Origin of the sequence: Mycolicibacterium fallax (assembly GCF_010726955.1) — a bacterium.
Classification (GTDB): Bacteria; Actinomycetota; Actinomycetes; order Mycobacteriales; family Mycobacteriaceae; genus Mycobacterium; species Mycobacterium fallax.
The window spans coordinates 847,093-869,103 of record NZ_AP022603.1 but is presented as its reverse complement, the minus strand read 5'-3'; the positions used below and the strand labels follow the sequence as shown (position 1 = coordinate 869,103).

Below are 22,011 nucleotides of genomic sequence, written 5' to 3'. Positions count from 1 at the left end.
GAAAGGCGCCCGATGACCGCACCCGAGAGCACCAGCCGCACCGGAACCGCCCAGATCGGCGTCACTGGCCTGGCGGTGATGGGCTCCAACATCGCCCGCAACTTCGCCCGGCACGGCTACACCGTCGCGCTGCACAACCGCTCGATCGCCAAGACCGACGCGCTGCTGGCCGAGCACGGTGACGAGGGCTCCTTCGTGCGCAGCGAGACCATCGCGGAGTTCCTCGACGCGCTGGAGCGCCCGCGCCGGGTGCTGATCATGGTCAAGGCCGGCGCGGCCACCGACGCGGTCATCGATGAGCTCGCCGACGCGATGGAGCCCGGCGACATCATCATCGACGGCGGCAACTCGCTGTTCACCGACACCATCCGCCGGGAGAAGGCGATCCGGGAACGCGGCCTGCACTTCGTCGGTGCCGGCATCTCCGGCGGCGAGGAGGGCGCGCTCAACGGCCCGTCGATCATGCCCGGCGGGCCGGCCGAATCGTATGTCTCGCTCGGCCCGCTGCTGGAGGAGATCTCCGCGCACGTCGACGGCGTGCCGTGCTGCACCCACATCGGCCCCGACGGCGCAGGCCACTTCGTCAAGATGGTGCACAACGGCATCGAGTACTCCGACATGCAGCTGATCGGCGAGGCCTACCAGCTGCTGCGCGACGGGCTCGGGATGACCGCCGCACAGCTGGCCGAGGTGTTCACCGAGTGGAACGCTGGCGACCTGGACAGCTACCTGATCGAGATCACCGCCGAGGTGCTGCGCCAGGTCGACGCCAAGACCGGCAAACCGCTGGTCGACGTGATCGTCGACGAGGCCGGGCAGAAGGGCACCGGCCGCTGGACGGTGATCTCGGCGCTGGACCTCGGGGTCCCGGTGACCGGCATCGCCGAGGCGGTGTTCGCCCGCGCGCTGTCCGGCTCGCTGCCGCAGCGCCGGGCCGCCGCGCCGTTGTCGGCCGGCACCCTGGGCGAGCGGCCCGCCGACCCGGCCGCCTTCGTCGAGGACGTCCGGCGGGCGCTGTACGCCTCGAAGATCGTCGCCTACGCCCAGGGCTTCAACCAGATCCAGGCCGGCTCCGACGAGTACGGCTGGAACGTCAAACCCGGTGATCTGGCCACCATCTGGCGCGGCGGCTGCATCATCCGGGCGAAGTTCCTGAACCGGATCAAGGAGGCCTTCGACGACGACCCGGAGCTGCCGACGCTGATCGCCGCGCCGTACTTCGCCGCCGCCATCGAGGAGGGCATCGACAGCTGGCGGCGGGTGGTCATCACCGCCACCGCCCTGGGCATCCCGGTGCCCGGCTTCGCCTCGGCGCTGTCCTACTACGACGGGCTGCGCACCCCGCGGCTGTCGGCGGCGCTGATCCAGGGGCAGCGGGACTTCTTCGGCGCGCACACCTACGGCCGGATCGACGCCGACCCGGCGGCCCGGTTCCACACCCAGTGGAGCGGTGACCGCAGCGAGGTCCAGGCCTGAGAGGTGCGGTTTCTGGAGGGGCACCGGCCCGCTCACGACCTGACCTACAACGACGTCTTCGTCGTCCCGAACCGCTCCGAGGTGGCCTCCCGGTTCGACGTTGACCTGTCCACCACCGACGACACCGGGACCACCATCCCGGTGGTGGTGGCCAACATGACCGCGGTCGCCGGCAAGCGGATGGCCGAGACCATCGCCCGCCGCGGCGGCCTGGTGGTGCTGCCGCAGGACCTGCCGGTCGACGCGGTCGCCGCGACCGTCGACTTCGTCAAGTCCCGCGACCTGATCGCCGACACCCCGGTCACCCTGGACCCGCAGGCCTCGGTGTCCGACGCCGTCGCACTGATCCCCAAGCGGGCGCACGGCGCGGCGGTGGTCATCGCCGACGGCCGGCCCGTCGGGCTGGTCACCGAGGCGGCCTGCGTGGGCGTGGACCGGTTCGCCCGGGTCGGCGACGTGGCCGGCACCGACTTCGTCAGCGCGCCGGTCGGCACCGATCCGCGGGCGGTGTTCGGCCTGCTGGAGCACACCGCGCACAACCTCGCGGTGCTGACCGAGGCCGACGGCCGGCTGGCCGGGGTGCTCACCCGCACCGGCGCCATCCGGGCCGGCATCTACTCCCCCGCCGTCGACGACCGCGGCCGGCTGCGGATCGCGGCGGCCGTCGGGATCAACGGCGACGTCGCCGCCAAGGCCCGCGCGGTCGCCGAGGCCGGCGCCGACCTGCTGGTCATCGACACCGCGCACGGACACCAGCGCAAAATGCTGGAGGCCATCGCCACCGTCGCCGCGCTGGACCTGGGCCTGCCGCTGGCCGCGGGCAACGTGGTCTCCGCCGCGGGCACCCGCGATCTGCTCGCCGCGGGCGCCTCGATCGTGAAGGTCGGCGTCGGGCCCGGCGCGATGTGCACCACCCGGATGATGACCGGGGTGGGCCGGCCGCAGTTCTCCGCGGTGCTGGAATGCGCGGCGGCCGCGCGCGAGCTCGGCGGCCACGTCTGGGCCGACGGCGGGGTCCGGCACCCGCGCGATGTGGCGCTGGCGCTGGCCGCCGGCGCCTCCAACGTGATGATCGGCTCCTGGTTCGCCGGCACCTACGAATCCCCCGGCGACCTGCTGCGGGACCGGGACGGCCGGCCGTACAAGGAGAGCTACGGGATGGCCTCCAAGCGCGCGGTGGCCGCCCGCACGGCCGCCGACAGCGGCTTCGACCGGGCCCGCAAGGCGCTGTTCGAGGAGGGCATCTCCAGCTCCCGGATGGCGCTGGATCCCGAACGCGGCGGTGTCGAGGACCTGCTCGATCACATCACCTCCGGGGTGCGCAGCACCTGCACCTACGTGGGGGCGACCAGCCTGGCCGAGCTGCACGACCGGGTGGTGCTCGGGGTGCAGTCCTCGGCCGGGTTCGCCGAGGGCCATCCGCTGCCGACCGGCTGGTGACCGTGTGACCGGCCCGGCCCGCCGCTACGATGGGAACCTCGCGGCACCGTCCGGGCGCCGCAGTTCGCTGACACCACACGCGCGCCGGAAAAGTGCGCGCAGCCGAAAGGGAGAACGTGCCGCAGGCACCCGGTGAGGCCGCCGAACCCGAGGAACCCTCTTCTAGTCGGCCGGGCTGCGGGCCCGGCGCACGACGCGGAGTCGCGCGATGAGCGGCTGGCTGACCGCCGCGAGCGTACTGGCGATCCTGGTGCTGACCGCGGGCACCGCACTGTTCGTCGCCGCCGAGTTCTCGCTGACGGCTCTGGAACGCAGCACCGTCGACGCCAACGCCCGCACCGGCGGGCGCGCCGACAAGTTCGTGCAGCGCGCACACCGCACGCTGTCCTTCCAGCTGTCCGGCGCCCAGATCGGCATCTCCATCACCACCCTGGCCACCGGCTACCTGGCCGAGCCGGTCGTCGGCCGGATGATCGCGCCGATCCTGGATCTGCTCAACCTGCCGCCGGGGCTGTCCGGCGGCCTGTCGCTGGCGCTGGCGCTGATCATCGCCACCTCGCTGTCGATGGTGTTCGGCGAGCTGGTGCCGAAGAACATCGCGGTGGCGCTGCCGGCGCCGACCGCCCGCGCGGTCGCCGCCCCGCAGCTGTTCTTCGCCGCGCTGTTCACCCCCGCCATCAAGGCCACCAACGGCGCCGCCAACTGGGTGGTGCGCCGGATGGGCATCGAGCCGGCCGAGGAGCTGCGTTCGGCCCGGTCCCCGCAGGAGCTGGTGTCGCTGGTGCGCACCTCCGCCGACGCCGGGTCGATCGACGCCGCCACCGCCGCGCTGATGAACCGGTCGCTGCGCTTCGGTGAGCTCGACGCCGAGGAGCTGATGACCCCGCGCTCCAAGATCGTCACCCTCGACGCCGACCAGAGCGTCGCCGACCTGGTCACCGCCGCCTGCGAGACCGGGTTCTCCCGCTTCCCCATCGTCGACGGCGACCTCGACGCGACGGTGGGCATCGTGCACGTCAAGCAGGTCTTCGAGATCGCCCCGGCCGACCGGGCGCAGACCCCGCTGGCCCGGCTGGCCCAACCGGTCCCGGTGGTGCCGGCCACCCTGGACGGCGACGCGGTGATGACCCAGGTTCGGGCCAACGGGCTGCAGACCGCGATGGTGGTCGACGAGTACGGCGGCACCGCGGGCATGGTCACCGTCGAGGACCTGATCGAAGAGATCGTCGGCGACGTCCGCGACGAGCACGACGACCGCCGCCCCGACGTGCTGGAGACCGACGGCAGCTGGCAGGTGTCCGGGCTGCTGCGGATCGACGAGGTGGCCGCAGCCACCGGCTACCGGGCCCCCGAGAGCGAGCACTACGAGACCATCGGCGGGCTGGTGATCACCGCCCTCGGGCACCTCCCGGTGGCCGGTGAGTCGGTCGAGCTGCCGGCGTTCGAGCCGGACGGGCACTTCGACGACCCGATCATGTGGCTGGCCACCGTCGTCGCGATGGACGGCAGGCGCATCGACGTGCTGGAGCTCTCCGAGCTGGGCCCGCGGTCCCGGCGGGCCTCCGACGAGCCGGAGGCGCACTGATGGGCACCGACCTGCTCGGCCTGATCCTGGCGGTGGCGCTGCTCGGCGCCAACGCGTTCTTCGTCGGCGCCGAGTTCGCGCTGATCTCGGCCCGCCGCGACCGGCTGGAGGCACTGGCCGAGCAGGGCAAGAAACGGGCCGTGACGGTGCTGCGGGCCGGCGAGCAGCTGTCGCTGATGCTGGCCGGCGCGCAGCTGGGCATCACGATCTGCTCGATCCTTTTGGGCCGGGTCGGCGAACCGGCCGTCGCGCACCTGCTGGAGGGGCCGCTGGCGCTGGTCGGCGCCCCCGAGGCGGTGCTGCACACGGTGTCGATGATCGTCGCGCTGGCCATCGTGGTGACGCTGCACGTGCTGCTCGGGGAGATGGTGCCCAAGAACGTCGCGATCGCCGGCCCGGAGCGCACCGCGATGCTGCTGGTGCCGGTGTACCTGGTCTACGTCCGGGCCGCCCGGCCGCTGATCGCGCTCTACAACTGGTGCGCCAACGTCATCCTGCGGGCGCTGCGGATCGAGCCCAAAGACGAGCTGGAGGTGACGGTGTCGACCGTCGAACTCGGCGAGATGATCGCCGAGTCGGTGTCCGAGGGACTGCTCGACGCCGAGGAACACACCCGGCTGACCCGGGCGCTGGCGACCCGGCTGCGGGCCGCCGCCGACGTCGCGGTGGCGCTGCCCGACGTCCGGGCGGTGCCGGCCGCCGGCCCCGGCCTGGGCCCGACGTTCGCCGCGGTCCAGCAGGCGCTGGCCGAGACCGGTTATTCCCGGTTCCCGGTGTCCGAGGCCGACACCCTGATCGGCTACCTGCACATCAAGGACGTGCTGACGCTGACCGACCCCGACGCCGTCGTGCCGTTGTCGGTGGTGCGTCCGCTGCCCCGGGTGCCTGCCGGCCTGCCGCTGCCCGACGCGCTGTCCCGGATGCGCCGCAGCAACAGCCACCTGGCGTTGTTGACCGACGACACCGACGCCGGCCAGGTCGTCGGCCTGGTCACGCTGGAGGACCTGGTGGAGGACCTGGTCGGGACGGTGCGCGACGGAACCCACCGTGTCTGAGCCCGCCCCGGCGATCTGGACCGCCCGGGCCGAGGCGCACCGGGCCCGCGCCGAGGAGTTCCTGGGCCCCCAGCTGGCCCGGATGCGCCGCGGTGAGCGCCACCCGGTGTGGGACTTCCTGTTCACCTACTACTCGCTGCGGCCCGGCCGGCTGCTGCGCTGGCACCCCGGCTACGGGGTCACCCTGACCGGCCCGGCCGCCCTGGCGTACGCCGCGCTGACCGGCTACCGGCGGGTGCCCGGCGGCGTCCGGGTGTCCGAGGATCACCTGGCCGCCCGGGCGGGCACCGTGGGCTTCGTCCGGCAGCTGCTGACCGCGACGGCCGCCCGGCCGGCCCGGTACGGCTGCTTCGGGATGCACGAGTGGGCGATGGTCTATCGCAGCCCCCGACCCCGGCACGCCCGGCTGCCGCTGCGGCTGGGCGCAGCGGGCACCGACGCGGTGCTGGAGTCGATGCCGCTGCGCTGCACCCACTACGACGCCTACCGGTTCTTCACCGGGGCCGCCACCGGCCGCAATGAGATCGCGCTGACCCGCCCGGCCCAACTCGAGCACGAGCAGCCCGGCTGCCTGCACGCGAACATGGATCTGTACAAATGGGCCGGCAAGCTGAGCCCGCTGGTGGACTCCGAGCTGCTGTTGGACTGCCTGCTGCTGGCCGCCGACGCTCGGCTGCTCGACATGGCCGCCAGCCCCTATGACCTTGCCGAACTCGGCGTCGAACCGGTCCGGGTGGAGGACGCCGCAGGCCGCGTCGAGTATGTGCGACGGCAGGGCGAGATCGCCGAGCGGGCCGCCGGGCTGCGGGCCCGGCTCGCCGCGCAGTGCCAGGCCCTGGCCGACGCCCACCAGCCCGCCTGAAACGCCGACCCCGGTGCGCGGCGATGAACATCATGGAGCCGCCCGCACCCGATCGGAGGTCGCCGCCCATGAAAGCAGCAGCCATGCTGGCCACGCTGGCCGCCGCGACGGCCCTGACCCCGATCCCGGTCGCCGTCGCCAACCCGGACTGCGCTCCGGCGACGGTGCGGCTGACCTCGGTGAGCGCCGAGGCCACCGACGGCACCCTGACCGGGACCCCGGCCGGCACCGACACCCCGATCCGGCTGCGCGGCGACCTGCGCGCCTACCACCGATCGGTCGGCTTCGGCGACGACGCCCCGGCGGCGGTGACCCGCTGGGACCAGGCCCTGGCGCGGGTCAGCGAGCCGATCGATCCCAACGACCCGAACTGGTACGGCAAGGGCAAGGGCCGGGCGTTCGCCACCCGGGCCCTCGACGACATCGCCACCGAGTTCCCCGACGGCACGCTGCGGGTGTCTTACTCCCCCGGCGATCGGCCGGCCGACTGGTGCGCGATCAACTTCATCCAACCGGTCGCCGATTAGCGGTTGGACCCGCTGCTGTCAATACCCGGTATTACTGCCCGGTATTATGGATTGGTTGCCGATATCGCCGAGACCGAGGACTGAGGGACTGATGACTGAACGCGTCGAGGTTGGCTCGCTGCAGGTGGCCAAGGAACTGCACGATTTCATCACCAACGAGGCGCTGCCCGGGACCGGCGTGGATCCGGACAGCTTCTGGGCCGGCGTCGACAAGGTCGTCGTCGACCTCACCCCGGAGAACGAGGCGCTGCTGGCCCGCCGGGACGAGCTGCAGGCCCAGGTCGACAAGTGGCACCGGCACCGCGTGCTGGACAAGCACGATCCGGCGGCCTATCGGGAGTTCCTCACCGAGATCGGTTACCTGCAGCCGGAGCCGGAGGACTTCGCGGTCACCACCGCCGGTGTCGACGCCGAGATCACCTCCACCTGCGGCCCGCAGCTGGTGGTGCCGATCCTCAACGCCCGCTTCGCGCTGAACGCCGCCAACGCCCGCTGGGGCTCGCTGTATGACGCGCTGTACGGCACCGACGTCATCCCGGAGACCGACGGCGCGGAAAAGGGCAAGGGCTACAACAAGGTTCGCGGCGACAAGGTCATTGCCTACGCCCGCGCCTTCCTCGACGACTCCACCCCGCTGGAATCCGGCTCGTGGTCCAGTGCCACCGGCCTTGCGGTCGTCGACGGCGCGCTGAGCATCACCCTCGACGACGGCGGCGCCGCCGGGCTGGCCGACGCCGCCCAGTTCTCCGGCTACACCGGTGCGGCCGATTCGCCGTCGACGGTGCTGCTGGTCAACCACGGCCTGCACATCGAGATCGTCATCGACCCGGAGTCCGCGGTCGGATCGACCGACGCCGCCGGCATCGCCGATCTGGTGCTGGAGTCCGCGGTCACCACGATCATGGACTTCGAGGACTCGATCACCGCGGTCGACGCCGCCGACAAGGTGCTCGGCTACCGCAACTGGCTCGGCCTGAACAAGGGCGACCTGTCCGAGGAGGTCAGCAAGGGCGACCGCACCTTCACCCGGGTGCTCAACGAAGACCGCAGCTACACCGGCCCGGACGGCGAGGAGTTCACCCTGCCCGGCCGCAGCCTGCTGTTCGTCCGCAACGTCGGGCACCTGATGACCAACGACGCGATCGTCTTCGCCGACGGCCGCGAGGTGCCCGAGGGCATCCAGGACGCGCTGTTCACCAGCCTGATCGCGCTGCACGGCCTGACCGCCTCCGAGGAGAACGGCCCGCTGACCAACAGCCGGACCGGATCGATCTACATCGTGAAGCCGAAGATGCACGGCCCCGACGAGGTCGCGTTCGCCGCCAAGCTCTTCAGCCAGGTGGAGGACGTTCTGGGGCTGCCGCAGGCCACCCTGAAGATCGGCATCATGGACGAGGAGCGGCGCACCAGCGCCAACCTGAAGGCGTGCATCAAGGCCGCCTCCGACCGGGTCGCGTTCATCAACACCGGCTTCCTGGACCGCACCGGCGACGAGATTCACACCTCGATGGAGGCCGGCCCGATGATCCGCAAGGGTGCGATGAAGACGCAGCCGTGGATCCTGGCCTACGAGGACCGCAACGTCGACACCGGCCTGGCCTGCGGCCTGCCGGGCAAGGCGCAGATCGGCAAGGGCATGTGGGCGATGCCGGACCTGATGGCCGACATGGTCGCGCAGAAGGGCGCCCAGCCGCGCGCCGGTGCCACCACCGCCTGGGTGCCGTCGCCGACCGCGGCCACCCTGCACGCCATGCACTACCACCAGGTCGACGTGGCCGCCGTGCAGCAGGAGCTGGCCGGCAAGAGCCGCACCACCCTCGACGAGCTGCTGACGATCCCCGTCGTCGACACCTCGGCGCTGCAGTGGTCCCCGGAGGACATCCACGAGGAGATCGACAACAACTGCCAGTCCATCCTGGGCTACGTGGTGCGCTGGATCGACCAGGGTGTCGGCTGCTCGAAGGTGCCCGACATCCACGACATCGCCCTGATGGAGGACCGTGCCACGCTGCGGATCTCCAGCCAGCTGCTGGCCAACTGGCTGCGCCACGGCGTCATCACCGCCGAGGACGTCCGGGCCAGCCTGGAGCGGATGGCCCCGATCGTCGACCGGCAGAACGCCGACGACCCGGCCTACCTGCCGATGGCGCCGAACTTCGACGACTCGATCGCCTTCCTGGCCGCCCAGGAGCTGATCCTGGAGGGCGCGGCGCAGCCCAACGGCTACACCGAACCGATCCTTCATCGACGCCGTCGCGAGTTCAAGGCTCGGCACGCCGCTAACTAAACTCGGTGCTGGCCGGGCGGTGGGGGGTCCGCCGCCCGGGCGGTCAGCATGTTCTGAATACGGGGTCGACGGAGAGGTTACGGACGGCTATGGGTAGGCATCTCTATGGGTAGGCACAGCGTTCCCGACGATGACGACTCCACCGCCCCCGGCGACGAGTTCACCGCCCCCGGCGAGGAGTTCGCAGCCCCCGGCGACGAGTTCGCCGCCCCCGGCGAGGAGTTCACCGCCCCCGACGACGCCGAGTGGGCTGAGTCCGATGAGGCGGTGCACTGGGCCCGGTCCGGCGAGGACCTGAGCTGGGATGACGCCGGGGCCGTCGACGACGGCTCGATGGACTACACCGCCGAGGACGACGACAGCGAGGACGATCCCGCCGACGTCGACTACGCCGGGGATTACGGCGACCGGGGCGCCGCGGAGTACGCCGAGGGCGACTTTGCCGGCGAGTACGCCGATGACTACTCCGACGGCGACTACTCCGATGACGATTACGCCGATTACCCCGACACCGGCGACACCTACTCCGACTACGCCGACGGCACCCCGGAGGCCCCCGAGTACACCCGCGCGGCCGCCGCGGCGCCGGTCGCCTCCCGCAGCCACCGCAGCGACGGCGAGCTGACCGGCAGCCACCGCATCGTCACCCAGGGCCGCCGCGGCGTCAGCCGGGGCGTGGTGGTCGCGCTGATCACCGTCGTCGCGGTGGTTGGGGTGTTCATCCTGTGGCGGTTCTTCGCCGGGGTGCTCGACGACCGCAACACCGTGGCCGCCGGCAATTGCCTGGAGGGCGACGTCAAGGTCGCCGTCGTCGCGGACCCGGCCATCGCCGGGGTGATCGCCGAATTCGCCGAACAGTTCAACGCCGAGGCCGACCCGGTCGGTGACCACTGCCCCGCCGTCGCGGTGTTGCCCGCCGACTCGCGCACCGTCACCGCCGGTTTGGTCGGCGAGTGGCCGGCCGACCTGGGCGACCAGCCCGCGCTGTGGATCCCCGGCAGTACCGCGTCGGTGGCCCGGGTGCAGGCCGCGCTCGGCCCGCAGCTGATCGCCTCCAGCACGTCGCTGGCCAGCTCGCCGGTGCTGCTGGCGGTGCGCCCCGAGCTGAAGGAAAAGCTCGGCGACCAGAATTGGTCGACGCTGCCCGGCCTGCAGACCGCCCCCGGTTCGCTCGATGGGCTCGGCCTGCCCGGCTGGGGTTCGCTGCGGCTGGCCCTGCCGGTCATCGGCGACAGCGATGCCGCCTTCCTGGCCGCCGAGGCGATCTCGGCCGCCGACCCGGCCGGCGGGGCCGCCGGGGTGCGCACCCTGGTCTCCGCGCAACCGGAGGCGGCAGGCGAGTCCGCGGACACCGCGTTCGACGCGCTGCTCGACGCGACGGATTCCGCGGCGGCGCCGGTACATGCCGTCGTCACCACCGAGCAGCGACTGTTCCAGCGTGCGACCGACCTGTCCGATCCGGGGGCGAGCCTGGCCGGCTGGCTGCCGCCCGGGCCGGTCGCCGTCGCCGACTTCCCCGCCGTGCAGTTCAAGGGTGATTGGCTGACCGGCGAGCAGATGAGCGCCACCAGCCAGTTCGAGCGCTATCTGGCCGCCCCGGACCGTCAGTCCGCACTGGCCAACGCCGGTTTCCGGGTCAAGGATCAGCCGAACCCGGACAGCACCGTGGTGGACTTCGGGGCCTCGATCGACAACCGGGTGCCGGTGGGCGACGATGCCGCCCGCGCGACGCTGGCCAATGTCCTCGACGCGCCGGCCGGCGGTGCCACCACCTCGATCATGCTGGACCGTTCGCTGGATCTGGGCGCCGTCAGGGGCGCGTTGAATGCCCGGTTGGGCGCGTTGTCCCCGGCGTCGTCGGTGGGTCTGACGACGTTCGACGGCGGCTCGAGTACGACGGCGGTGACGGTTGGGCCGTTGTCCGACGAGGTCGACGGCGCACCGCGGCGTGACACCCTGATCGGCACGCTGGACGGGATGTCGGCGTCCGGCGGTGGCGCGGTGTCCTTCACCACGCTGCGCAATGTGCTCGACGAGGCCCGGATCGCCTACCAGCCCGGTCAGGTCAACTCGGTGCTGGTGATCACCTCCGGCCCGCACACCGACCAGTCCTTGGGCGCCGAGGGCCTGCAGGAGCTGGTTCGCAGCAGTGTCGACCCGGCCAAGCCGATTCAGATCAACGTCATCAACGTCGGCGACGATCCGGACCGCCCGACCTGGGAGTCGGTCGCGCAGATCAGCGGAGGCAGCTTCACGGCGGTGCCGGCGTCGGACTCCCCCGAGTTCGCCACCGCGCTGGACCGCCTGCTGAGTTAACCGGCCTCGAGCGGCGGCCCGCCAAGGCGGCCGAAAATCTTATCGAACAATTATTCGATACGGGTGGATTTGCCCTGGCGGGTGTCGCAAACCGGGCGTAGATTAGACAGTATGTTCGAATCAACGGTGCACGACCCCGGGGAACTCGCCGCCCTGGACGACGCCGCCCTGATCGACACCATCACCGACGCCACCCGCATCACCGCCGCCATAGAAGCCCGGCGCCTGGCCGCCCTGGCCGAATTCGCCCACCGCCGCTGCGACCAAGCCCTACACCCCTCCTGGGGCTGCGACGACTGGGACAACGCCGCCGCCGAAATCGCCGCCGCCCTGACCCCGCACCACGGCCGCGCAATGAACCTGATGGACACCGGCCTGGCCCTACGCGACCGACTCCCCGCCATCGGCGCCCTACTACTGGGCGGCCACATCACCGCAGCCACCGCCACCACCATCGCCCACCGCACCGCCCTGATCAACGACCCCACCGCCCTGACCCACGTCGACACCGACCTCGCCGACGCCGCCACCGGCTGGGGCCCACTGTCGAACTACAAACTCGACCAAGCCATCGACACCATCGTCGACCGCCACGACCCCGACGCCGTCCGCCGCGCCCGCACCACCATCCGCAGCCGCGACATCACCATCGGCGACCCCCGCACCGACCGCGACGGCCTGACCGCCCTCTACGGCCGACTCGCCACCCCCGACGCCGCCCTGCTCGACGCCACCCTGACCGCCATGGCCAAAAGCGTCTGCGACGACGACCCCCGCACCCTGGCCCAACGCCGCGCCGACGCCCTCGGCGCCCTGGCCGCCCACACCGACCACCTCATCTGCGCCTGCGAGGACCCCGACTGCACCGCCAAAACCGGACCCCACCCCGCCACCCACATCACCATCCACATCCTGGCCAACGCCGCCTGTGTTTTGTCAATAGGTTTCCGGCCGTTTGAGCGCTAATTTTCCGGCCATGTTGTTGGGATTTCCGGCCATGTGAGCGCTGCGGTTGGGCGATGGGGACTGTCCGATTAACGGTGTAAGCGGCGTCTTTTGTTAGGTGGTTTCGCTGGCCGGCATGCGGTCGGCGAAGGTGATCGCGAAGGCGTTCAGCGCTGGTTTCCAGCGCATGGTCCATCGCTTCTGGCCGGTCCCGGTCGGGTCCAGTGACCGGGTGACCAAGTATAGGCATTTCAGGGCTGCCTGCTCATTGGGAAAGTGCCCGCGAGCCCGGATCGCGCGGCGGTAGCGGGCGTTCAATGATTCGATGGCGTTGGTCGAGCAGATCACCTTCCTGATCTCGGTGTCGTAGTCCAGGAACGGGATGAACTCACTCCAGGCATTGCGCCACAACCGAATTGCGGCTGGATACCGGTTACCCCACTCGGCCTCGAACGCATCCAAGGCCGCTGCGGCGGCCTCGGCGTTGACCGCGGTGTAGATCGGTTTGATGGCCTTGGCGACCGCATCACGGTGCTGACGGCCCACATAGCGGAACGTGCCCCGGATCAGGTGGATGACACACGTCTGGACCACGGTGTCGGGGAACGCCGCCCCGACCGATTGCGGTAGTCCTTTGAGGCCGTCGCAGACCAGGAAGAAGATGTCGGCCACCCCGCGGTTCTTGAGCTCGGTGAGCACCGACAGCCAGTACTTGGCCGACTCGCCGTCGCCCTCACCGGCCCACATCCCCAGCACGTCACGCCGACCGTTGAGGTCGACCCCGATCGCGGCGTAGACCGGCCGGGGCCCGACCTGGCCGTCACGAATCTTGACGTGCAGGGCGTCGATGAACACCGCGGCGTACACCCGCTCCAGCGGGCGGGTGTGCCAGGCGGTCATCTCCTCCACGACCCGGTCGGTGATCCTGCTGACGGTGTCTTTGGAGACCTCGGCCCCGTAGATGTCGGCGAAATGGGCGCTGATCTCCCCGGTGGTGAGCCCGCGGGCATACAGGGACAGGATCACCTCGTCGACATCGGCCAGGCGGCGCTGGCGCTTCTTGACGATGTGTGGCTCAAACGTGCCCGCCCGGTCCCGGGGGACGTCGATCTCAACGCTGCCACAAGAATCAGTGAGCACCGTCTTGGAACGGAACCCGTTGCGCGAATTGCCACTTCCCTTGCCAGCCGGATCACGGCGGTCATAGCCCAAGTGCTCGGAGAGCTCCTCGTCCAAGGCCGTCTCGATGACCGTTTTGGTCATCGCCTTGAGCAACCCGCCCGGCCCCGTCAGCGACATACCGGCCTCGCGCGCCTGGCGCACCAGCTCGCGGGCGACCTCCAACTCATCAACACCACGGCTGCCAGGGACATCGATCGCCGCCGCAGCGGCCTCATCTTCAGATTTCTGTGATGGCTCCACAGCCACGACAGTCTCGGTCATTTCATGACCCTTTCCGCCCCCGACACACCGAGGGCCGTTGGGCCACTTACACCGTTACTGCGATAGTCCCGGGCGATGGGCTGGGTCATGGTCGGATTGTGTTGCGGCACTGTGGATTTGTGGTCGGAGGGGGTGGGTCAGAAGGGTGGCTGGTGGGGGTTCGGTGTCGGTGGGGGCTGGTGGCGGGGCTCCAATCGTCGAAGTTGTCGGGCTAGGGCGCGGGGCGGCCGGTGCCGTCGTAGAAGTCGGATTCGCCGTCGCCGGTGAGCATCGCGGTGTTGAGGCGGTCTCGTTCGGTGGCGTCGGGGACGCCGAGGTGGGCGTAGGGGTGTTCGGTCATCGCTGTTGGTTTTCCTGGTCCGGTGGGTGGGGTCATTTCATGAGGGCGTGGCTGACGCGGTAGGAGTCGCCGCGGAAGCGTAGGAGCCGTCCGTGGTGCACGAGGCGGTCGATGATCGCCGCGGCCATGTTGTCGTCTCCGAACACCGTTCCCCACTTCGAGAATTCAAGGTTGGTGGTGATGATGAGGCTGCGTTTTTCGTAGGCCTCGGAGATGACCTGGAACAGCAGCCGCGCTCCTTCGGGGTCGATCGGTAGGTAGCCGAGTTCGTCGAGGACCAGCAGCGGGATTTTGGCGAGGGTGGCCAGCTCCCGGTCGAGGCGGCCGGTGTCTTTGGCGCGGCGCAGCGTCATCACCAGGCTGGAGGTGGTGAAGTAGCGGGCCGGGATGCCGCGCTGGCAGGCTTCGGCGGCCAAGGCGGTGGCCAGATGCGTTTTGCCGGTCCCGACATCGCCGAAGAGGATCAGGTCTTGGGCGTGGTCGAGGAATTCCAGGTCGGCGAGCTGCTGGCGTCCGTAGCCGTCGGGGAACCCGACGGCGGTCCAGTCGTAGCCGTCGAGGGATTTGGCTGCGGGCAGCCGGGCGGCGGTCAGCAGCCGGGCCCGCCGGGAACGGGCCCGGGAGTCGTTCTCCGCGGTCAGCATCCCGTGGAGATACTCACGCTGGCGCGGGGTGGCCTTGGTCGCCCATTCCTGCAGCACCGCCACGGTCAGATACGCCTGCCGGCCCGCGGCGACGACATCGGCGACGCTGACCGCGCTCACGCCGACACCTGCCCGGCGTCAGCGGCGGCCATCGCGGTTTGGTCCAGTGCTGTGGCCTCGGCGATGGCGAGGGTGTCGTAGACGCTCAGGTCCACGGCCGAGGCCAGGGGTTCGGCGCCGGCGGCGATGCGCCGGGCCAGCATGCCGACCGCGGCTGGTTCCGCGGCGCCGGTGGCGATGACGGTCTCCGCGGCGATGATGGTGTTGCCGAAGCCCGCTGGGCCGGCCGCCGCGTGGATCGCGGCGAGCATGTCACGGCGCTCCCGGACGGCGGCGGCGTCGAGCCAGTCCCGCACCGGGTCGCTGACCAGGGCGCGGACCGGGGAGTTGCCCCAGGTGCCGGGCTTGGCCGCCAGCAGCGGCAACAGTGCCACCGGGTCGAACACCGTCTCGGTGGTGTTGGTGTAGGCCCGCGGCAATGAGATCACCGGTGGCCGTGGGCATCGAGGAACTCGATGCGGTCAAACGCACTCCGACGGTGACCGTCTGGGCGGCCATCGCCGGCCCGGCGCAGTAGGAACGGCCCTCGACGAGCAGACTGCCGGTCTTGTCGGTGCGCCGCGCCACATAGCGCACCGGGTCGAACCCGACACCGGGCAGCGCCAGCAGCGCGGCCCGGTCGGCGTCAAACAGTTCACTGATCGGGGTCTGCTTGCGGTAATGCCCCGTGGCGGCGAGCTCCTCGCAGCGGGCCAGCAGCATCGCGTTGAGCCCGGACAAGCTCTCGGCCCGGGGTTCGGGGACCATCAGGTTGCGGCGCAAGAACCCCACCGCGTTCTCCACACTGCCCTTCTCATGCCCGGAATACGGGTTGCAGTACCGCGCCGCACACCGATAGTGCGCGCGGAACGCCCCAAACAGCGTCGATTCGACGACCTTCTCCCCGCGACGGCGCCCCGCCCCGGCGGCGTTGTCGAAAATCAGCTCCCGCGCCGCGCCGCCGATGTGCTCGAAGATCACCCGCAGGCCATGGCACACGCTCTCAGCAGTTTCCCCCGGATAGGCCTGGACATAGCGCATGTTGGAGTGCGGGAAGGTGACCACCAGCACGTGCAGCACCTGCATCACCCCGGCGATCACCGCTTGGGCCTGCCCGAAGTCGACCTGCCCGACCCCCGGCGGCCACACCAACTCGGAGAACCCTGCCGCGCGCTGCGGCGCGCGGCCCGGTAGGCCTTCACATAGCGCTGCACCGCCGAATACGACCCCCCATACCCGTGTTCGGCGACCAGCCGGTCACAGACCCGCTGGGCAGTGTGGCGCTGCTTGCGGGGCCGACCCTCATCCTCGGCCAGCCACTCATCGATCACCGACGTGAACCCGGTCAGCACCGAAGCACCCGGACGCCGATGAATCACCGGCGGCTTCGGTGAGAAATCCTGCACGGCAATGTATTTCGCGACCGAGTCGCGGGAGATCCCCAGATCCTTGGCGATCTGGCGGGCCGAAACACCGGCAGCGTCGAGCTTCCGGATCTGTTCTTGCATCGTCATAGCTATCGTCATCTGCTTTCCGGTTCTCCCCTTCCACGAGCCGCTGCACAACCGCAGCAGCACCGCGAGAGAACCTACGAAGGGACACACCACCGCAGCACCGACTGGCCGGATTCTTACCGCTGAAATGGCAGGAAACCAGCCGCGCAGCTGGCAGGAAAACCCCGCCGAAACGGACTACCTATAGACGATCACAGACACCGCCACCGCCACCCCCACCGCACTGGCCCGAGCCGCCCGCACCTCCATCCACGGCACCGGCAAAAACCCCCGCACCACCCGCGGGAACAACAGCACCGAACTGCGCCCCGAGCCCGGCACCCCCGCACCCTCGGGCATCGTCCCGGGCCGCTCCGGAGCCACCATTCCCGCCCCACTGCTGGCCGACCTCATCGCCCACGGCGCCCGCATCCGCACCGTCACCACCCCCACCGGCCCCGCCGAACCCCGCTACCGGCCCTCCGCCCGACTCGACGAGTTCATCCGCTCCCGCGACATCACCTGCCGCCACCCCGGCTGCGACCGCCCCGCCACCGACTGCGACCTCGACCACATCATCGCCCGCAACAACGGCGGACCCACCCACCCCGCCAACCTCGGACCCCGCTGCCGACTGCACCACCTACTCAGAACCTTCTGGCCCGGCTGGACCGACACCATGACCCCCGACGGCACCCTCACCATCACCACCCCCACCGGCCACAGCTACACCCAAAAACCACTGAGCCACCTCCTGTTCCCCGACTGGAACACCACCACCGCACCAGCCCCACCACCACGACCACCCACCCGCAAAACCCGCAGCCCCGGCGCCACCGTGATGATGCCCACCCGAAAACAACCCCGCAGCAAAACCCGCGCCCAACACATCACCACCGAACGCGCCGCCAACGCCGCCCAAGCCGCCACCGAACGCGCCGCCATCATCGCCAAAGCCAAAGCCCAAAACCGCACCCCACCACCGGACTACCACGACCCACCACCCTTCTGACCGGACCGGCACCGGCAGCAGGCGGCGGCCTAGGAGGTGGCCGAAAAGCTTTCGGCCCCAGGTCAATCCGATGGCCATGGTGGCCTCACCGAGACCCCAGATGACCACCAGCCCGCCGACGAATGCCAGGATCCCGACGAGCTGCCAGCCGGGCCGTTTGATGCGGTACTGCGCGGCCTGCATCACCGTGCCCAGGTACAGGCTCGACAGCGTCCCGACCGCCACCGCGCCCAGCAGGAACATTGCCGCCACCTCGACACCGTCGCCGGCGGCGCACAATGTCGCGCTACGCGCTGTCCAGAATCGCCTCGACCAGCCGGGCCGCCCGATCGGCGACGACGGAGCGGTCCGCACCGCAGTCGGTCACATCGGCAACGAGGTTGCCGCGAACGCCGACCGCACGCGCACAGCCGAAACCCTGCCCGCCCTCGCGGGCCCGGCCGACGGTCCGCGCCCCGTAGGCGATGCGGGGCGCGCCGAGCACCCAGTTGCCGTCGTCGCCGGCGAATCGGACCAGCTCTCCCCCGCACTGCCCCCAGGACGACCACAGTCCGTCAACGAAACTCGTTGCGTCCGTGGCGGTGTCGAATCGGACGACCATCATCTCCACGGTTCCCGGGTTCTTCCCCGAGGTTTCGGTGAGGGATTGACCGCGCACATCGGTCTGGCTGCCGGGGTAACCCGCTCCGGGCAGCACCGCGGCCGTGCAGGACGGGCTGTCCGGCCCCGCCGTCGCCGCCGGCGGCGACGAGTACGTCCGCGGAGCGCCGAGGGGTCCGGTGCGGGCCAGGTCGGCCACCGCGCCGGCGTCCGGGAACAGTCCGTCGAGTTGCGCCGCCGACACGGTCGCGCCGTCGGAGCCAAGCCCGGCAAATCGCGCGGTACCGGCGACGGTGCTCGCGCAGCCGGCCAGCAGCCCGGCCGCCAGCACCGGGGCCGCGATCGCGCACACCCTCCTGGGCACCCTCATGCCCCGGGGATCCTGTCACGAATGCTGCGCGCCAGCTGCGCGGTCTGCTCGGCCGCGTCGTCGAACCCGCACAGCGTCACGTCCACCACGACGTTGTTGCGGTGGGTCAGGGACCGGCCGCACACCATGCCCTGGGCGCCCTCCAGGCTCTGCGGCAGCATCAGGATGTCGTCGTCGGTGACCGTCAGCCCACCGACCTGAATCGTCATGGGAGGCTTGGCCGGATCGCTCGAGCGCAGCTGGATGAGGCCGTTGGAGCAGTCCTGCCAGTGTGCGCGTTGCTGCTCGGCGAATGTCGCTGCCGCCCCGGCGGTGTCGAAGCCGACGACGATCTGCTGCCCGAAGACCGACAGCCCGATGGCGTTCTTGATCGGCGGGATCTCGGTGAACGCCTGGTAGCGCGACGCGATCCAGCCGCTGCCCCGGTACTCGTTGAGTTGGCCGGGCGCGAATGCGGCGGCGCACCGGGGATCGGCCAACTGCAGGTAGTCCGAGGCCAGCACCGGCACAGCTGGATCGGTCCGCAGTTTGACCCCGGCGAGCTCGGAAAGCTCCTGCGCACTGCTCAGCAGGCCGGGCAGTTCGGCGTCCGGCATGGGCGCCGGGTCGGCGGTGGACGCCACCGGCGGGGGCTGCTCGGCCCCGCCCCGCCGCGTCGCGGCGACGCCCACGACCGCCGCCGCGGCCAGTGCCAGCACCGCCGCCACCGTGACGATCAGCCGAGTCCGGCTGCGGCGCGGCGCGGGAGCTGCCGGCCCCGGGTACGGCCCGGTCGCCGCCGGATACCGGCCGGTGGTGGTGCCCGTGGTGAGCGGGGGCGGCCCGGCGGACCGCTCGGCGCCGTAGCCCCCGGTCAGTGCCGCGGTGGCGGCCTTGGCGAATTCCCGGGCGGTGCGGTAACGCTGCGCCGGGTCCTTGGCCATCGCGGTCGCGACGACGCCGTCGAGCGCCGCCGGCAGCCCGGGCCGGGTCGCGCTGACCAGTGGCGGCGGCTGCTGCAGGTGCGCCATCATCACCGCGGCGACGTCGTCACCCTGGTAGGGAGCCTGCCCGGTGAGCAGCCGGTACAGCGTGCAGCCCAGCGCGTAGATGTCGGTGCGCCCGTCGGCGACACCGCCGGAAAGCACCTCCGGCGCGGCATAGCTGACCGTCGCCATCACCGATCCGGCCGCGGTCAACGAGGTGGCGTCATCGAGGGCGCGGGCGATGCCGAAGTCGGCCAGCAGCACCCGCTCGGCGTCGCCGTCCTCGGCGGACAGCAGGAAGTTCGCCGGTTTCACGTCCCGGTGCACCACGTTGCGGGAATGCGCGTGGTCCAGCGCCTTGGCCACCTCGGTGACGATGTGCACGGCGCGCTGCGGGGTCATCGTCCCGGCCCGCAGGGCGTTCTCCGCGTCGGTGCCGTCGACGAACTGCATCGCGATCCACAGCTGGCCGTCGGCCTCCCCGCGCCGGTAGATCTGCACGATGTTGGGGTGGGTCAGGCCGGCCGCAACATCGGCCTCGCGGACGAATCGGGCCCGGAAGTTGTCGTCGCGGGACATCTCGACCGGCAGAATCTTCAGGGCGTCGGATCGCGGCAGCACCGGGTTGCGGGCCAGATACACCACGCCCATACCGCCGGCGCCCAGGACCCGCTCGATCCGATACCCGGCGAACACGGCGCCCTGGGCCAGCGTGTTATCGGCCACCGGCGCCCCTGCGCATCACGCCGCCACGCTACCGTGCCCGGCCGACCGGGGCTGGCGGGGCAGCTAGGCGGGGATGCCGTCGGCGATCCGCGCCACCACCGCCCGCGACGGAGCCCCGCCCGCGGAGTCCTGATTGCAGATGTCCACCTCGATCACCACGTTGTTGCGCGCGCCCAGCGAATGCGAGCACAGTGCTTGCCCACCATCCTGGTTCGCGGTGACCATCGTCAGGATCCCGTCCGAGCTGACCTGCGGCACCCCGAGCCGTTGGATCATCGGGGCCTTTCCAGCGACATTGATGGTGACCGTGCGGCCGCCGCACGCCTTCCAGCCGGCGATCTGCTGATCGAGATAGCCCTTGGCGGCCGCCGGGTTCAGGAATCCGACGACGGCCTGCACCACGGTCGGGCTCTGCGCCGCGTCATCGGTGTGGTGGAAGTACTGGACCAGGGCGCCGAGGTAACCGCTGCCGGTGTAGGTGAGTTCGTCGGTGGGCGCCCAGGGGCCGATGCACTCCTTCTCGGTCAGTGCCGCCGAGTTTCTGGTCAGTGCCGGCTGGGTGGCAATCTCGGAGATCGCCCGCCCCCCGGCCAGTTCCTGCAGCTCATCGGGCGGCAGCAGCAGCCCGCGCAGCGCGCTGACCGGCACGATCGGCGCGGGCTCGGCAACCGGCGAGGTCACCGCGGCCCGCGGGACCGGATCCGATTCCGCGTCGCCGCCGCCGAACGCCGTCACCGCGGCCACCGAACCGGCGGCGACGATCCCGACCCCGGCCAGCGCACCCAGCACCATCCGGCGCCGCCCACGCCGCGGCGGCGCAACCGGCGGCGCAACCGGCGGGACCCAGCCCGAGGCCGGGCCGTGGTGCAGCGCGGCCGACGCCGCGGCCGCCAGCTCCCGCGCGCTGCCGTAACGGCGCGCCGGATCCTTGGCCAGCGCGGTGGCGATGACCTCGTCGAGGGCGACCGGCAGCCCGGGTCGGACCTCCGACACCCGCGGCGGCGGCTGGTGCAGGTGCGCCAGCATCACCGCGGCCATCCCGCCGGCGGACTCGAACGGCGCCCGGCCGGTCAGCAGCCGGAACAGGCTGCAGCCCAGCGCGTAGATGTCGGCGCGCCCGTCGACCACGCCCCCCGACAGCGTCTCCGGCGCGGCGTAGCTGACCGTCGCCAGCACCGAACCGGTCGCGGTGATCGAGCCGGCGTCGTCGAGTGCCCTGGCGATCCCGAAGTCGGCCAGCAGCACCCGCTCGCCGCCGCCGTCACCGGCCTCCAGCAGAAAGTTCGCCGGTTTGATGTCGCGGTGCACGACGTGCCGGTGGTGCGCGTAGTCCAGCGCCTTGGCGACCTGCCCGACAATGTGCAGCGCCCGGTTCGGGGTCATGGTGCCCGCCCGCAGCGCGTTCTCCGCGTCGGTGCCGTCGACGAACTGCATCGCGATCCACAGCTGGCCGTCGGTCTCCCCGCGGTCGTAGATCGACACGATGTTGGGGTGGCTGAGCCCGGCCGCGACGTCGGCCTCCCGGGTGAACCGGGCCCGGAAGTCGGGATCGCGGGACAACTGCGCGGACAGCACCTTCACCGCGTCCCAGCGCGGCAGATACCGGTCGCGGGCCAGATAGACCATGCCCATGCCGCCGGAGCCGAGCACCCGCTCGATCCGGTAGCCGGCGAAGTCGGTGCCCGGGTTCAGCACGGTCGCGCCGGCCGGCTGCCGCGGCGGCCGGGGGCCACACCGATGAGGTACACGGTGCCAGCATAGGCACCCCCGGTCACCCCGCCGGACACCCTTTCGGCCGTCGCCGGTGGCCGCGGCCCGGGTGCTTA

General features: G+C 71.0%; 17 protein-coding genes and 1 pseudogene. 9 read left to right on the top strand and 9 right to left on the bottom strand.

Annotated elements, in window-relative coordinates; all coding sequences use genetic code 11:
- Window positions 1–12: 12 nt before the first annotated feature.
- The 9 genes from gndA to G6N10_RS04065 all read left to right on the top strand — a co-directional run bounded on the left by gndA (window position 13) and on the right by G6N10_RS04065 (window position 12,514).
- A complete protein-coding gene (gene gndA / locus G6N10_RS04105; RefSeq protein WP_085095686.1) occupies window positions 13–1,476 on the top strand; it encodes an NADP-dependent phosphogluconate dehydrogenase in 1,464 nt (487 codons plus the stop codon).
- Window positions 1,477–1,479: 3 nt separating this feature from the next.
- Window positions 1,480–2,916 (top strand): GuaB1 family IMP dehydrogenase-related protein, encoded by a 1,437-nt coding sequence (locus tag G6N10_RS04100; protein WP_085095684.1) that lies wholly within the window; start codon window positions 1,480–1,482, stop codon window positions 2,914–2,916.
- Window positions 2,917–3,124: 208 nt separating this feature from the next.
- A complete protein-coding gene (locus G6N10_RS04095) occupies window positions 3,125–4,501 on the top strand; it encodes a hemolysin family protein (protein WP_085095682.1) in 1,377 nt (458 codons plus the stop codon).
- Window positions 4,501–5,556, top strand: coding sequence for a hemolysin family protein (locus tag G6N10_RS04090; protein WP_085095680.1), 1,056 nt, complete (start codon window positions 4,501–4,503; stop codon window positions 5,554–5,556). Before G6N10_RS04095 ends, G6N10_RS04090 begins: the two co-directional genes overlap by 1 nt.
- Entirely contained in the window at window positions 5,549–6,418 is an 870-nt protein-coding gene (locus tag G6N10_RS04085) for a 3-methyladenine DNA glycosylase (RefSeq protein WP_085095678.1), read from the top strand. The genes G6N10_RS04090 and G6N10_RS04085 overlap by 8 nt, the downstream gene beginning before the upstream one ends.
- 68 nt (window positions 6,419–6,486) lie before the next feature.
- Window positions 6,487–6,945 carry a hypothetical protein gene (locus G6N10_RS04080; RefSeq protein WP_234810542.1) on the top strand — a complete coding sequence of 153 codons (459 nt, stop codon included), beginning with the start codon at window positions 6,487–6,489 and terminating at the stop codon, window positions 6,943–6,945.
- A 91-nt stretch (window positions 6,946–7,036) separates the two neighbouring features.
- Complete coding sequence (locus G6N10_RS04075) at window positions 7,037–9,232, top strand: malate synthase G (RefSeq protein WP_085095674.1); 2,196 nt, start codon at window positions 7,037–7,039, stop codon at window positions 9,230–9,232.
- A gap of 105 nt (window positions 9,233–9,337) precedes the next feature.
- Window positions 9,338–11,548 (top strand): substrate-binding domain-containing protein, encoded by a 2,211-nt coding sequence (locus tag G6N10_RS04070; RefSeq protein ID WP_109750489.1) that lies wholly within the window; start codon window positions 9,338–9,340, stop codon window positions 11,546–11,548.
- Between the two features lie 111 nt (window positions 11,549–11,659).
- Entirely contained in the window at window positions 11,660–12,514 is an 855-nt protein-coding gene (locus G6N10_RS04065; protein ID WP_163742208.1) for a DUF222 domain-containing protein, read from the top strand.
- Window positions 12,515–12,607: 93 nt separating this feature from the next.
- Here G6N10_RS04065 and G6N10_RS04060 read toward each other — a convergent pair whose 3' ends face one another.
- From G6N10_RS04060 to G6N10_RS04025, 9 genes and pseudogenes are all read right to left on the bottom strand, one after another.
- A complete protein-coding gene (locus G6N10_RS04060; RefSeq protein WP_085095400.1) occupies window positions 12,608–13,936 on the bottom strand; it encodes an IS256 family transposase in 1,329 nt (442 codons plus the stop codon).
- A gap of 211 nt (window positions 13,937–14,147) precedes the next feature.
- A complete protein-coding gene (locus tag G6N10_RS20560; RefSeq protein WP_263993231.1) occupies window positions 14,148–14,276 on the bottom strand; it encodes a hypothetical protein in 129 nt (42 codons plus the stop codon).
- Between the two features lie 32 nt (window positions 14,277–14,308).
- On the bottom strand, window positions 14,309–15,040 hold the full coding sequence (istB, locus tag G6N10_RS04055; RefSeq protein WP_197745632.1) for an IS21-like element helper ATPase IstB: 732 nt from the start codon (window positions 15,038–15,040) through the stop codon (window positions 14,309–14,311).
- Window positions 15,037–16,533, bottom strand: a pseudogene (gene istA, locus G6N10_RS04050) (IS21 family transposase). Before istA ends, istB begins: the two are co-directional and overlap by 4 nt.
- 177 nt (window positions 16,534–16,710) lie before the next feature.
- The gene (locus G6N10_RS04045) at window positions 16,711–16,899 is read right to left on the bottom strand and encodes a hypothetical protein (protein ID WP_133055067.1); all 189 of its coding nucleotides are present in this window, start codon (window positions 16,897–16,899) and stop codon (window positions 16,711–16,713) included.
- A 256-nt stretch (window positions 16,900–17,155) separates the two neighbouring features.
- Window positions 17,156–17,767, bottom strand: a complete 612-nt coding sequence (locus G6N10_RS04040; RefSeq protein WP_163742205.1) for a hypothetical protein — start codon at window positions 17,765–17,767, stop codon at window positions 17,156–17,158.
- 43 nt (window positions 17,768–17,810) lie between these two features.
- Window positions 17,811–18,494 (bottom strand): sensor domain-containing protein, encoded by a 684-nt coding sequence (locus tag G6N10_RS04035; protein WP_085096511.1) that lies wholly within the window; start codon window positions 18,492–18,494, stop codon window positions 17,811–17,813.
- The gene (locus G6N10_RS20660) at window positions 18,491–20,185 is read right to left on the bottom strand and encodes a serine/threonine-protein kinase PknH/PknJ (RefSeq protein ID WP_085096514.1); all 1,695 of its coding nucleotides are present in this window, start codon (window positions 20,183–20,185) and stop codon (window positions 18,491–18,493) included. Before G6N10_RS20660 ends, G6N10_RS04035 begins: the two co-directional genes overlap by 4 nt.
- A gap of 63 nt (window positions 20,186–20,248) precedes the next feature.
- Window positions 20,249–21,880, bottom strand: coding sequence for a protein kinase domain-containing protein (locus G6N10_RS04025; protein WP_234810568.1), 1,632 nt, complete (start codon window positions 21,878–21,880; stop codon window positions 20,249–20,251).
- Between the last annotated feature and the right edge of the window lie 131 nt (window positions 21,881–22,011).

Bases quoted from the DNA above. Each gene is read 5' to 3' on its own strand.
- gndA (WP_085095686.1), top strand. From the start codon at position 13: ATGACCGCACCCGAGAGCACCAGCCGCACCGGAACCGCCCAGATCGGC.
- G6N10_RS04095 (WP_085095682.1), top strand. From the start codon at position 3,125: ATGAGCGGCTGGCTGACCGCCGCGAGCGTACTGGCGATCCTGGTGCTG.
- G6N10_RS04090 (WP_085095680.1), top strand. From the start codon at position 4,501: ATGGGCACCGACCTGCTCGGCCTGATCCTGGCGGTGGCGCTGCTCGGC.
- G6N10_RS04080 (WP_234810542.1), top strand. From the start codon at position 6,487: ATGAAAGCAGCAGCCATGCTGGCCACGCTGGCCGCCGCGACGGCCCTG.
- G6N10_RS04075 (WP_085095674.1), top strand. From the start codon at position 7,037: ATGACTGAACGCGTCGAGGTTGGCTCGCTGCAGGTGGCCAAGGAACTG.
- G6N10_RS04070 (WP_109750489.1), top strand. From the start codon at position 9,338: ATGGGTAGGCACAGCGTTCCCGACGATGACGACTCCACCGCCCCCGGC.
- G6N10_RS04065 (WP_163742208.1), top strand. From the start codon at position 11,660: ATGTTCGAATCAACGGTGCACGACCCCGGGGAACTCGCCGCCCTGGAC.
- G6N10_RS04060 (WP_085095400.1), bottom strand. From the start codon at position 13,936: ATGACCGAGACTGTCGTGGCTGTGGAGCCATCACAGAAATCTGAAGAT.
- G6N10_RS20560 (WP_263993231.1), bottom strand. From the start codon at position 14,276: ATGACCGAACACCCCTACGCCCACCTCGGCGTCCCCGACGCCACCGAA.
- G6N10_RS04045 (WP_133055067.1), bottom strand. From the start codon at position 16,899: ATGGTGGCTCCGGAGCGGCCCGGGACGATGCCCGAGGGTGCGGGGGTG.
- G6N10_RS04040 (WP_163742205.1), bottom strand. From the start codon at position 17,767: ATGTTCCTGCTGGGCGCGGTGGCGGTCGGGACGCTGTCGAGCCTGTAC.
- G6N10_RS04035 (WP_085096511.1), bottom strand. From the start codon at position 18,494: ATGAGGGTGCCCAGGAGGGTGTGCGCGATCGCGGCCCCGGTGCTGGCG.